General features: G+C 45.9%; 12 protein-coding genes. All 12 read right to left on the reverse strand.

The genetic code is table 11. The features are described 5' to 3' along the window. The coding region (locus T472_RS16855; RefSeq protein ID WP_023863736.1) for a DUF3048 N-terminal domain-containing protein at positions 1 to 782 on the reverse strand (782 nt) is incomplete at its 3' end. A gap of 178 nt (positions 783 to 960) precedes the next feature. Then, complete coding sequence (locus T472_RS16860; protein WP_023386817.1) at positions 961 to 2,325, reverse strand: short-chain fatty acid transporter; 1,365 nt, start codon at positions 2,323 to 2,325, stop codon at positions 961 to 963. Between the two features lie 13 nt (positions 2,326 to 2,338). Next, the gene (locus T472_RS16865; protein ID WP_023386819.1) at positions 2,339 to 3,286 is read right to left on the reverse strand and encodes a 3-hydroxyacyl-CoA dehydrogenase family protein; all 948 of its coding nucleotides are present in this window, start codon (positions 3,284 to 3,286) and stop codon (positions 2,339 to 2,341) included. Positions 3,287 to 3,299: 13 nt separating this feature from the next. Then, entirely contained in the window at positions 3,300 to 4,121 is an 822-nt protein-coding gene (locus tag T472_RS16870) for a beta-keto acid cleavage family enzyme (protein ID WP_023386821.1), read from the reverse strand. A gap of 354 nt (positions 4,122 to 4,475) precedes the next feature. Beyond that, complete coding sequence (locus T472_RS16875; protein ID WP_023386824.1) at positions 4,476 to 6,008, reverse strand: sigma-54 interaction domain-containing protein; 1,533 nt, start codon at positions 6,006 to 6,008, stop codon at positions 4,476 to 4,478. A 387-nt stretch (positions 6,009 to 6,395) separates the two neighbouring features. Next, the gene (locus T472_RS16880) at positions 6,396 to 7,151 is read right to left on the reverse strand and encodes an SDR family NAD(P)-dependent oxidoreductase (RefSeq protein ID WP_242864826.1); all 756 of its coding nucleotides are present in this window, start codon (positions 7,149 to 7,151) and stop codon (positions 6,396 to 6,398) included. Positions 7,152 to 7,173: 22 nt separating this feature from the next. Next, complete coding sequence (locus T472_RS16885; RefSeq protein ID WP_023386830.1) at positions 7,174 to 8,115, reverse strand: transketolase family protein; 942 nt, start codon at positions 8,113 to 8,115, stop codon at positions 7,174 to 7,176. Further along, positions 8,115 to 9,020 (reverse strand): transketolase, encoded by a 906-nt coding sequence (locus tag T472_RS16890; protein ID WP_052011845.1) that lies wholly within the window; start codon positions 9,018 to 9,020, stop codon positions 8,115 to 8,117. The genes T472_RS16885 and T472_RS16890 overlap by 1 nt, the downstream gene beginning before the upstream one ends. A 156-nt stretch (positions 9,021 to 9,176) precedes the next feature. Then, positions 9,177 to 10,451, reverse strand: a complete 1,275-nt coding sequence (locus tag T472_RS16895) for a TRAP transporter large permease (protein WP_023386835.1) — start codon at positions 10,449 to 10,451, stop codon at positions 9,177 to 9,179. Position 10,452: 1 nt separating this feature from the next. Then, on the reverse strand, positions 10,453 to 10,920 hold the full coding sequence (locus T472_RS16900) for a TRAP transporter small permease (protein ID WP_023386838.1): 468 nt from the start codon (positions 10,918 to 10,920) through the stop codon (positions 10,453 to 10,455). A gap of 31 nt (positions 10,921 to 10,951) precedes the next feature. Beyond that, positions 10,952 to 11,980 (reverse strand): DctP family TRAP transporter solute-binding subunit, encoded by a 1,029-nt coding sequence (locus T472_RS16905; RefSeq protein WP_023386840.1) that lies wholly within the window; start codon positions 11,978 to 11,980, stop codon positions 10,952 to 10,954. A gap of 28 nt (positions 11,981 to 12,008) precedes the next feature. Further along, positions 12,009 to 12,875, reverse strand: coding sequence for a MurR/RpiR family transcriptional regulator (locus tag T472_RS16910; protein ID WP_023386842.1), 867 nt, complete (start codon positions 12,873 to 12,875; stop codon positions 12,009 to 12,011). Between the last annotated feature and the right edge of the window lie 383 nt (positions 12,876 to 13,258).

Here is a 13,258-nt window from a genome sequence, read left to right on the forward strand (position 1 = left end):
CACATGAACCTCTTGTAAAGTCGGGTCTTTTCGTCATATGCATATCTTATCCTGTTGTTTGAAGCATAGGAAAGCTCAACAGTGGATGCTTTTTCTCCTGTTATCTCTAGCGCATCATCAAAATAAATAGTCCTGGACTTTGGTTCAAAATTGTATTTATTTTTTATCAGGTAGTCAAGATTCGTATATGCGTTATGCGGCGCTTCACGGTCTGATGACCTGCTGAATCCGGCAGATGTTGCCATGCCATCAATCCTGATTGCACTTATTCCCAGCTGCTTCTGAATATCATATATATTCTGCCCTGCCTTTTCAGATCCGCCATAGAACACATACATGTATCCCCATTCCTTCCAAAGGTACATGTGCTGCTTCCTTGCACTTCTTACCGGACCGACCTTAGTCGGATATTCACTCAAAAAGAAGGCTGTAAGCCTTGTTATCTGGCTTTCCACTTCTATCTCATATATAAGGTCAGCCTTTGTTATTCCACTCTGAGGTCTTGCTGCTGCAGTATTCTCTATCTGCACCATTATTGCCTTGCCGTCACCTTCGTATGGCAATCCTGTAAGAGGTGATACTCCTTCAGGAACAGTTTCATACATATCCACCGGTATTGGCTCTGGTTCGGGTTCCGTTGGTGCTACAGTCTCCTGTGGCTTTGTTTCAGCGATAGTCTGAGTAGGTGTCGGTTCCTGTGCCTGAGGTTTTGCTTCTTTTCCGCAGCCTGAAAGAAGAAGCATCGATGACAATACAAGGGCAAGCATACTGTTTCTATTCATGACAAGCCTCCAGTTCCACAATCACTTTATATAAATTATATGGCATGAGACTTTCACTGGCAATGGAATCGACCTATTTATATTTTTATCACATTATACGAATCCTTAGTAAAGAAAGAAAATGAGGTACAGCCGACGAGAGCCATACCTCAATATGCGGTATTTTCTTAGGTACTTCTTAGAAGAACATCGGGATGAAATATAATCCGAGCATTGTTATTATAGCCCAGAAGAACCATATGAATGCCATGAATCCCCAGACATTCTTGAGCTTCATTCCGACGACTGAAAGTGCAGGTATTACATATAGAGGCTGAAGAAGGTTTGTGGCTTCATCGCCGTATACGAATGCGTTGACTACATGCGGTATGTTGGCATTGATACTCTGCGCAGCATCAACCAGAAGCGGTCCCTGGACTATCCACTGGCCACCCTGTGAAGGAATGAACAGGTTTACGACAGATGCTGATATGTATGACCAGAGAGGCATTGTAGCGGCTGAAGCGACCTTCAGTATGGCAGCAACTATGACTGCTCCGAATCCCGAACCTGTCATCATGCCTGCGATACCGCCATAGAACGGGAACTGCATCATGATCTCAGTGCAAAGCTTCATGTTGTCCTTATAGGCTTCAACGAACTTTCTCGGTGAGCTGTAAAGGAATGTATTGAGTATTACGAATATGAAGATTACGAAGTTTATATTGAGTGCTCCAAGGAAGCCCTTTTTCATGAAGGTATTGGCTATTACAATAACTCCAGCTATACCGACAAGGTACATTATTATCTTGCTTCCGTTCATCTTGTCAGCAAGAGTGATCTTTTCCTCGTCTTCAGTGTCTTCAACATCATCAAGGGCAGTCTTGAATTCGACTATCTCATCCTTGGGTGGTATTGTCATTACGCTGAGCACCATTGTAAATATGGCGAGAATTGCAAACATTGTAACATTGACAGGATTGTATACAGTCACAGACTGAGACAGTACGCCGATCTTGTCAGCGAGGAAATGTTTATCGGTAGCAAGCAGCGCATATACTGAAGCTGAAGGCCCCAGGCACTGTCCAAGTATCATAGTTGAATAGCCTGCAGCAATCATCATCGGGAAATGAAGTCCCTTGATCTGCTTAGACAGCTGCATTGCAAGTATAGGTGTTACAACTGTGCAGAATGCCCAGTTGACGAAGCTTGATACATACCCGAACATCATAAGGAGTATCATGGCAGATACAGGTGTCTTAGGAATCTTTGCGATCCACACAAGTACCTTCTTGACCTGCCTTGCCTTTGCTGCAGCGGCGCATGTTACGACCATGAACGACATCTGGAACGCGAATGTCATCTGCGACCAGAAACCGTCATACCAATGCTGGATCATAGCCAAAGGGCCGGTCCCGGTAAATACCATCCCCAGGGCAAACACTATGAAAGTAAGTATAAGGCAGAATACGAATGAGTCAGGAATGATCTTGTCTGCAGCAAACTGGAACTTCTTGCTTATTCTCCAGAATATAGAGCCTTTGCTTTTTGCTGTGTTCTCCATTACTATCCCCCAGTTATTCAATATAGTTTTTTGATGTCTTAAGCTGAATTATCAGCTTCCTTGTGAAATTCTCCATGATATCCTTCTTCTTGTCTTCGGGATAGCTGAAGAAGCCTTCCCCGGACTTGAATCCGAGCTTACCTTCCGCAACTTTCTCCCTTAGAAGTGGATTGGCTTCCTTCCTGTTATCCATTACGCCAAGAAGGTTGTCTCCTACCACGCACCAGATATCGAGACCGCCAAGGTCAGCTACCTCGAACTGCCCTGTTGTAGCATACCTGAATGCGGGTCCGAATTTCAATGCCTTGTCAATTTCCGCAGGGTCTGCCACTCCCATCTCGATCAGCGAGAATACTTCCCTGGCAACTCCCTGCTGGATCCTGTTTGCTACAAGGCCAGGCACATCCTTAAGGACCTTCACTGTCTGCTTGCCGGCTTTCTTGTACAGGTCCTCGATCTCCTCATATACCGCCTGTTCCATGTTACCGAAATATGAGAGCTCAACTAAAGGCATGAGATGAGCCGGATTATACCAGTGACATACCATGGTCCTTGCTTTTCTTTCGTCACTTAAGCCTTCTGTCATCTTCTCGAGTGATAGGCTTGAAGTGTTGCTTCCGAAGACAGCTTCCTTTTTGCAGTATCCATCCAGCTCCCTGAACAGCTTCTGCTTGAGTTCAAGATTTTCAGGCGTAGCTTCTATTACATAGTCAGCATCCCTTACTGCAGGTTCAAGTTCCTTATATAGGGTTATCCTGCCAAGTATTTTTTCGATCTCACCTCCATCCACCACATCATATCTTGCAAGCATCTCAAGCTCAGACCTGATGGTACCAATGACCTTCTCCCTTACAGGATCAAAGACCTCATAAAGGCTTACATCATATCCGTTCATAGCAAATGTTTCTGCTATTCCGTGACCCATGGTGCCAGCACCAAGCACGGCAATTCGCTTTATCATAAGTTTCACCCCCTTACTTCTTCAGTCCCAGCAGCTCTCTCGCTTCATCAGGAGTCGCGACCTCATTTCCAAATTCCCTTATGAGCCTGCCAGCCCTTTCTACGAACTGAGCATTTGATTCAGCAAGCTGTCCCTTTCTATAAACAACATTGTCCTCCATGCCTACCCTGACATGTCCGCCCAAAGCCAAAGTCGCATACAGTATCGGTACATGACCCTTGCCGATTCCCAGTGCAGACCAGGTCGACCCTTCAGGTAGCAGGCTCTTGAGATATACCAGGTTTTCAACTGTGGCATCAGTTCCGCCTGCAGCACCAAGAACAAACTGGTAATGCACCGGAGTCTTAAGCACTCCCTTTTTAACATAGTAAAGTGAGTTATAAAGCATGCCGGCATCGAAGATCTCAACCTCAGGCTTAACTCCGTATTCCTGCATCGTCATGCCAAGCTCTTCGAGGAATTTCGGATGGTTTAGGAACAGTCCAGTGTGCATCCAGTTCATGCTTCCGCAGTCGTACGATGCCATTTCAGGCCTGACAGTCCGAAGATGGGCCTGCCTCGTCTCATCTGTTGCGTTGAGGTCTCCAGATGTAGTGCAGTTTATGATGATGTCGCACTTTTCCCTTATGAGCGCTGCAGTCTCCTCAAACTTAAGCCTGTCCATAGTACCCTTGCCTTCGTCATCCCTCATGTGAAGATGGGCAATAGCTGCACCAGCCTTGTAGCATGCATAGACATCCTCAGCAATCTCTGCCGGAGTCATTGGAACATTGGGATTGTCCTTCTTGGTTGGCCAGGCACCGGTCGTGGCCACAGTTATAATCGTCTTTGCCATTTCTTATCCTCCTTCTCTTGTTCGAAGATATAACAGCAATAATCGTGCCAAACAGGAAATCCACTCCATTTATATCAAAACCACTCTTTTAAGCGGTATTTTCATTCAAAATCACCAACATAAGCAAAAGGAAACAGAGGTATGATGATATTTTTCATCACACCTCTGTTTTTGTAATCGTTTATCCTTATTAATTCTCATTATCTATTGATTTCCAACGTTTATTCTGATGAATTATTTCATCGGAAACTCTTTTCATACAAAAATCAATTCATTTTGCAGATACTTACTGTATTCCTAGACAACCATTTTTTAAACGCCTTGATGAATTTTGATGACAAAATTCATCATTCGTTAAAGTTTATTCAAATCCAGTCCTATTTTCTTGCACTTCTTCACTATAGTGGACTGGTCGATGCCAAGGTGCTCTGAGGCTTTTCTTGTTGATCCATACTTCCTGATGGCTGCAGCTATCATTTCCTTCTCCAGGTTGTGGACAGCCTCCTTGAGGTCTATCCCGTCATAGAGGCTGTCGCTGTCATCTGATGACCTCTCGATTCCCAGCATCCTCGAGACGTCCCTTATGTCGATGCGCTCCTTCCTCGTGATCACAACCATCCTTTCAATGAAGTTCTCAAGCTCCCTTATGTTTCCCGGCCAGGAATATCCATAAAGGACCTTCATCGCCCCAGGCGTAAGGGAAACCTCCTTCCTGTACTTCCTGTTGTTAACATCGATGAACTCATCTATGAGTGCCCTGAGGTCCTCCGACCTCTCCCTCAGCGGAGGTATGAAGACCGGAACCACGTTAAGCCTATAGTAAAGGTCTTCCCTGAACTTGTTTTCCCTTACAGCTGCCTTGAGGTCCTTGTTTGTGGATGCAATTACCCTCACATCTATCCTGATCGTCTTCTTGCCGCCGACCCTTATGAATTCCTTCTGCTGAAGTACCCTTAATAGCTTGCTCTGAATTGAAAGCGGCATATCCCCTATCTCATCCAGAAGTATTGTCCCGTCCTTAGCAAGTTCGAAGAGCCCTACCTTGCCCTGCTTGCTTGCATCAGTGAAGGCACCCGCCTCATAACCGAAAAGCTCAGATTCAACCAGTTCTGCAGGAATCGCAGAGCAGTTGACCTTGATGAACGGCTTATCGCTTCTGCTGCTGTTAGCATAGATCCTATCAGCTATAACTTCTTTACCAGTACCTGACTCCCCTGTTATTAGTACCGTGGTATCCGTAGGAGCAACTGTATCCACAAGCCTTATCAAATCAGTCATGCACCTGTCTGCAAATATTCCCTTCTTGTCAGTAAGCTGCTTCTGCCTGAGGAACCTTATCTCCTCATTGGACATCTTGCCTTCGACCTGCAGCCTTGCGACCTTCGTTTCAAGCTCCTTGAGGTTTGATATGTCCCTGTTGTTTATGACGACGAGCTTAATGTCACCATTTTCATCGAAAATCGGACGTCCAGTTACAAGCACTTCCTTGTTCTGCCTCAGTATGGTACCCAAGGAGTTGACCATCTTCTTAGTCTTAAGTACCTGCATGGTTACCGAGCCTCTGAATAGCTTCCCTTCCTTTTCGATGTCACCGACATTCCTGCCGATGACCTCTTCCTTCCTGATCCCTGTGGCATTGACATACGCTTCATTGATGAACAGGGTATCCCCCTTGCCGTTAGAAATGTATATCCCATCATAAAGGTTGTCAGCTATCTCCCTGAAATCCAGGTAATTACTTGAAAAATCCTCATATGTATTCTTTATCCCTTCATACAGCTCCTCAGCCTTTTCCATTTCAGAAACGTACTGTTCGGAACCTCTGAAGATCTCCATTATACCTTCAATTCCATCCATGATCCTTTTAACCTTCGACAAGTCTTCCATATGTGCACCCCTGACCTTTCCACATGATCATCCTTATCTGATTGTATTCCATAATCCCTGCTCTTTCCATATCTCATCCTCCATTGGCGGCTTCAGCCACGGAAATACTTCCAAAGGCAGCAGGTAAGCCTGGTTCATTCCCATAACTTTCATATGAAGCAGAGTATCCCGTGAAGTGTGCGCTTCACAGGATACTCTGTTTTAGGAGTGTTTTAGGAGTCTCTATCTAAATTTTAGGTAATGGCATTTAATTGAGTCTGATCTTCAATGAATCCAAACCAAGCCCCTTAGAACCGAATCATTCCATTGTTTCCGTTCATGCCTGCAATAGGCCGTCGCCTGCATTCACGGCTTCTTATGAGTTTTCCGGTCCATAGTCAGCCGGTCTTAGTCCATGTGTGATCCGCCGTTGATGTCTATCTCTTCGCCGGTTATGTATGAAGCTTCCTCTGACGCGAGGAAAGCTATGGTAGCTGCGATTTCCTTTGTTTCACCAGGTCTTCCAAGAGGAATTCCGGCAATTACGCCCGCAGCGACTTCAGCTGGCATTGACTTCCATATGTCTGTGTTTACAAGACCTGGGGCTACGCAGTTGACAGTTATTCCATCCATTGCGACCTCTCTTGCAAGGTTCTTCGAGAATCCGAGAACAGCTGCCTTGGATGCTGAGTAATGGGCTCCGCCGAATACTCCGCCTCCTCTCTTTGCAGATACGGATGAAAGGCTTACTATCCTGCCGTACTTCTGCTCCTTCATGGTCTTGAGGACAGCCTTCGTGCAGAGGAACAGACCGAACATGTTGACATTGAAGATCCTCTTCATGTCATCGAGAGTCATGTCAGCTACAGTAACCTTCTGTGAGATTCCGGCGTTGTTGACAAGGACATCGATCCTTCCGAACTTCTCAAGGGTGAGGGCTACCATGGCATTTACAGAATCTTCGTTTGTAACATCAACAACCGTACCTATTGCCTTCCCTCCGTTTGCATTGAGGAAATTGACAGTATCGTCTATTCCGGCCTGGTTGACGTCTGCAACCACTACAGCCGCTCCAAGTGATGAGAATGTCTCAGCGATCGTCCTGCCTATTCCCCTTGCAGAACCGCTTCCTGTAACTATTGCTACCCTGTTTGTAAAATCCATCATGATTATCCCCATCTCCTCTTTAGTTCTTTTTCCCGATAAGGGTCTTTGCAGTTGCCACTATGTTCTCGATTGTGATTCCATTGAGCTCAAGAAGCTTCTCATATGGAGCTGACTGGCCGAACTGGTCCTGTACGCCTATTCTCCTTACTATAGCTCCGCCTTCCTCGGCGACTATTTCAGAAACCGCGCTTCCAAGTCCGTTGAGTATGTTATGGTCTTCAACTGTTATTATCTTGCCTGTCTTCAATGAGGCAAGTACAGCATCCTTATCCAGCGGCTTTATCGTGTGCATGTCATAAAGCTTCACTGAATAGCCTTCTGACTTGAGTATCTTGGTTGCTTCAAGTGCTAGATAGACTGTATCGCCGTTTGCGATTATCGCTATGTCAGCTCCTTCTGACAGCTGCTTGGCCCTTCCTATCTCAAATTCCTCATCCTCTCCGTATATTACCGGAATTGCGTCCCTTGTAAACCTGAGGTATACAGGTCCGTATATCTCAGCGGCATTCTTTACAAGCTTTTTGGTTGAGTTATAGTCAGCACCCATGACGACAGTCATGTTCGGTATCGTCCTCAGGACTCCCATGTCCTCAATGCTCTGGTGGCTCGCTCCGTCGTTCGCTGGAGTAAGTCCGCCATGTGAACATGCTATCTTGACGTTCAGGTATGGATAGCATACTGTCTGCCTTATCTGTTCGCACATCCTGAGCGATCCGAACACCGCATATGTGGATACGAAAGGTATCTTGCCTGTTGTGGCCAGTCCTGCAGCTATTCCGCAGGCGTTCTGCTCTGCTATCCCTACATTGAAGTGCTGCCTTGGCAGCTCTGTCGAGAACGGACCTGTCTTGCAGGAGTTACCTATGTCAGCATCTATTACACAGATATTCTTGTTTACCCTTCCGAGCTCAAGTATCGCATCACCAAATCCGTCTCTTGTGGCTTTCTTCATTAGTTCCATTAGTTCAGACCTCCATCTATTTCCCTTATCGCCTGTTCATACTGCTCTTTGTTGGGAGCCTTTCCGTGCCATCCTGCAACATCCTCCATGAAGGAAACACCCTTGCCTTTGACAGTGTCAAGGATAATGCACTTTGGAAGTTCGTTCCTTGAACCCCTTATTGAATCAAGAGCGGCAACTATTGACTCCATCTTGTGTCCGTCGATCCTGATGGTCTCGAAGCCAAATGCGGAGAACTTCTTCTCAAGGTCCAGTGTGGGCATTATTTCAGCACACGCGCCGTCGCACTGAAGGCCGTTGTCATCAACGAAAACCACAAGGTTGTCCAGCTTGTACTTCACTGCAGTCTCAGCAGCTTCCCATATCTGTCCTTCCTGGCATTCTCCATCTCCTACGAGAACAAATGTCCTGTATGATTTCCTGTCCATCTTTGCAGCGATCGCCATTCCGACCCCCGCTGAAAATCCCTGTCCCAGGGATCCAGTGGATATGTCGATTCCAGGGGTCTTCTTCATGTCAGGATGTCCCTGAAGTATCGAGCCATACTTCCTGAGCGTATATACTGTGTCATATGGGAAGAATCCGTTCAATGCAAGTGCCGAGTATTGGATCGGGGCTACATGTCCCTTTGAAAGCACGAACCTGTCCCTGTCCTCCCACTTCGGGTCCTTTGCATCAATGTCCATCTCCTTGAAGTACAGTGCAGCCATAAGGTCTGCCGCTGAAAGCGATCCGCCCGGATGTCCTGACTGTGCTGTGTAGATCATGGTCAGAGCGGTCTTCCTGAGCTCCTTCGCCTTTTCCTTGAGTTCGTTGACGGTAATGTTTTTCATAGATTTTTCCTCCTGTTTTTCATCGCGTACGTTGATCAGCCAAATAGGCTTTATCTTTTGTGTTTCATCCATGCAGCTTCATCTTCTGTTTGTTTTGGACTTCTTCTTTTGTTTATCAATGCCTAGTCTTTTGTATCACTAAGGTGCCTTGTCCTTCGTTTCTCAGAATTTCATCTTTTGTGTTTCAAGCTTTCTTCTATCTTTCGTTCATCTATATGTAAGTTGTATTTACATCAGTCCCGGCAAAAACAGCGATATCTTAGGAATATAGGTTATTCCGAGAAGTATCAGCTGCGATACGATAAGCAGCGGCATGGCAGCTTTGGAAATCTTCTGAAGGTTTATGTTTCCTATACCGCAGGCCACATACAGGTTGACTCCTACAGGCGGTGTCACAAGTCCGATTGCCAGGTTGACTATCATCACAACTCCAAGGTGTATAAGGTCAATTCCAAGCACCTTAGCAACCGGCAGGAATAGAGGTGTGAATATGAAGAGCGCTGATGTGGAGTCAAGGAACATTCCGGCTATGAGCAGTATCACATTTACAATTATGAAGAATATGACAGTGCTTCCTCCGCTGACATTTATGAACAGTGAAGTTATTGCAGCGCCTATCCCTGAGACCGTGATTACCCATGCGAACAGGCTGGCTGTTGCTGTTATGAGCATTACGACCGCAGTCTGCGATGTTGAATCAACAAGTATCTGGTAGAGCTCCTTCACGTTTATGCTCCTGTATATGAAGAGACCTACGAACAGTCCGTATACTGCAGATACTGCCGCTGCCTCTGTCGGAGTGAATATTCCTCCATAGATTCCACCGAGTATGATGACAGGCATCATCAGTCCCCAGAATGCGTCCTTCAGAGCTATCATCCTTTCCTTGAAGCTTGCCTTTTCAGAAGTCTTGAGGTCAAGCTTCTTGCCGACAACCAGAGCCACAGCTACAAGTCCAAGTCCTACCAGTATTCCCGGGATTACACCTGCTATGAACAGGGTTCCTATGGATGCACCAGCGATCGATCCGTATACTACGAATGTTATCGAGGGTGGTATTATTACGCCGATTGCACCGGAGCTTGCCATTAGCGCCGAGGAGAATGCCGGTGAGTAGCCTGTCTTTATCATCGCAGGAATTATTATCATGCCAAGGGCTGCGACAGTTGCCGGGCCTGATCCGGATATGGCTGCAAAGAAGCAGGCAACCAGGACGCAGACTATGGCCATTCCACCCTTAAGGTGTCCTACAAACTTCTCTGCAAGGACAATGAGTCTTCTTGAAATACCGACTCTCTCCATTATGTTTCCGCCAAGTATGAAGAACGGTATTGCCAGGAGAACGAACTTGCTTGTTGAAGCATAGACGTTCATCGGAACTATGATAGGGTCGATCCCTTCAGCCAGCAGAGCAACGAGTGATGAAAGTCCAAGGGTTATTGCTATTGGCACATTCATCAGGAGAAGGATTACGAATGATGCAAACAGAATTATCGTCGTCATGTTACTTCACCTCTTCCTTACTTATCCTGATTGCCTTCTGCAGGAACCTTACCAGGAGCAGAGCTGCTCCAATCGGCACGAACGAGCCGAATATCCATTCTGGCAGCTGCATTCCCGATGTTACCTGCTGAAGCTTGTACTCGTTGTAGGCCATGATTACTCCGTAGTACGTAAGTACTGCAGTGAAGCCAGCACCGAGCAGGTTTGCAAGGACTGCAAGGCTCTTTCTGAGTCTTGGAGAAACATTGTCTGTTACTATTCCAAGCCCCAGATGTGCGTTCCTCTCAGTTGCGATCGATGCGCCAATAAGTGTAAGAAGTACGAACAGGTTAGTTGTTATCTCATCAGTGAACGACAAGGATGCGCTGAACACATATCTTGCTATTACATTGACGAAAGCCAGGATCGTCATAGCGCTCAACGCAAGAGCTGCAATGATCTCTTCAAGTTTATCAAATGCGTTTTTCATGTTTTCCCCCATAATCAGTTTCTATCTTCTGTTACTTGAGTCCGAAGGCCTCAGCAGCCTCAGTGCCATACTTTTGAATGAAATACTTCTGCAGGTCCGCTATCTTTGCCTTGAAGGGCTCCAGCTCTTCAGATGAGAGCTCAGTTACCGTCATTCCTGCCGCCCTGAACTTCTCCATAAGAACCTGCTCACCTTCCTCAACCATGTCCCTGCCCCATTCGCATGCTTCAAGGGCCTTTTCCTTAAGGAGTGCCTGTGTTTCGGGTGTCATCGACTCAAACTTTTCAGAATTGACAACGAAAAGGTAATTCTCATATGTGTAGTTCCATACAGTCATGTACTTCTGTATCTCGTATACGTTGGCTGAGTTTGTGACACTGAACCCGTTTTCCTGTCCATCGATCGTACCCTGCTGTATCGCTGTGAAGACCTCACCCCAACTCATCGCCACAGGATCTGCGCCAAGCGCCTTCCAGAAGTTGAGGTATACCTCACCGCCAGGGACCCTGATCTTAAGTCCAACCACATCTTCTGGTTTCTTGACTTCCCTCTTGCTGTTCGTGATCTGCCTGAAGCCATTGTGCACGGAGCCCAGATAGGTCAGGCCCTTGTTTGCAAGGAGCTTGGCATAATATGCACCGCCAGTTGAATCTATCATCTCCCTGGCCTGGGTGTAGTTGTCGAATATCCATGGTATTGTCCCAACCAGAAGTCTCTGGTCCAGAACACCAAGTGCACTTGTGGCATATGCAGAGATCTCAGTGGTTCCCTGTGCAACCATCTCGATTGACTTGGTCATATTTCCGCCTGTAAGCTGGTCATTTGGGAAAACTACGATCTCAATGTTTCCTCCTGACTCTTCCTTTACAAGCTCAGCGAACTTCTTTGCTGTCTTGGTGTCGGTTGCTATGTCAGTCCCGTTTACAGTCATCCTCAGCTTCATCTTGGGATAAAGCTTCTCATCTCCAGTACCTGAGCCGCCTGTTGAGCTCGTGCATCCTGCAAGGATCGGCATCACAAGCACAAGGCCTGCGAGTATCGCTATGATCTTTTTCTTCATGTACTCTTTCCCCCTGGTTATTTTGTCTTTAGATTCTCTTCAACTTATAGGCTTCTTTTGACTTCTCTATATTTACTGTGTATTTGTTGAAGTTCCTCGCCAGGATTCCCAGCTGCAGAACTCCTATAATGCAAAGCTCGCTGATCCTCGCTGATGGCACATCACTAAGCGAAAGAGTGCTTCTCGTTGTTGAATACAGCACTATGTCGGCTTCCTCAGACATCGGTGATTTCTGGTAGCCTGTTATGCATATGACAGTCGCCCCGTTGATCTTCGCCTGCCTCATGCTGTCGAGGGTATTCTTCGACCTTCCGCTATGTATCATTGCAATAACCACATCATTTTCAGTAAGGTGCGTTGTGGCCATTACCTGCAGAAAGGCATCTGTTTCCACTGCGCAAGGCAATCCAAGCTGAAGGAACAGGTTGTATGTACTGATGCATATGGCCCCTGATCCGCCTTCACCGATGACAAGTATCCTGTTTGCATTGACAAGCTTGTCTATGGCTAATTCCAGCTGCCTGTTGTCAAGCAACTGCATGGTATCATCGATTATTAGCTGGTTCAGCTTGGCGAACTTCTGTTTGATCATCGCGATGTCATCATCTTTTCCGATTGCCTGCTCTATGCCATAGCTCGAGAGTATCTGGTTCTCCATGTAGTACTTCAGCTCATTGAAACCCTTGAAGCCTATGGCCTTGCTGAACCTTATGATCGATGCAGGGCTTGTCTGGCAATTCCTTGCGAGCTCAGCCGTGGTCATTGATGCAATACTTTCCTGGTTTTCAAGTATGAAGTCCGCTACTCTCTTCTCCACTTCCGAATATGTATCATAGTGACTGACAATCCTGTCGATCGTCTCTGTGCTCCTTGAACTTGAATCGAATGCTTTCATTTCTTCTTCCCTCCTCTTCTTGTTATTCACATGAAATTCATCAAATTCATTTCATGTTTTCATCTTTTGTTTTGGAATGAATTTCTTGCCCACATAATAGTACTGCCAGAAACCGTTGTCAACACCTGTTAAATCTTTAACTTTATATCACTTCAAGCTTGTATTTATATTGCTATTAAATATTTGTTGAAGAATTATCCGTTACACTTTCCCCTCTTATGGTAAAATCCGCGGGATATTCTGACTAAAATATTATCCAGGTATGTTTTTTATGAGATATTCACAATAATAATTTTTTTATTTTTTTTGCAATCGGTATCTTATTGAGTATTAAATATAACGACTAAACGTTTCATGGAAAAACTCTCAAATCCTTTACATTT

Source organism: Youngiibacter fragilis 232.1 (genome assembly GCF_000495435.3).
GTDB classification, from domain to species: Bacteria; Bacillota; Clostridia; order Clostridiales; family Clostridiaceae; genus Youngiibacter; species Youngiibacter fragilis.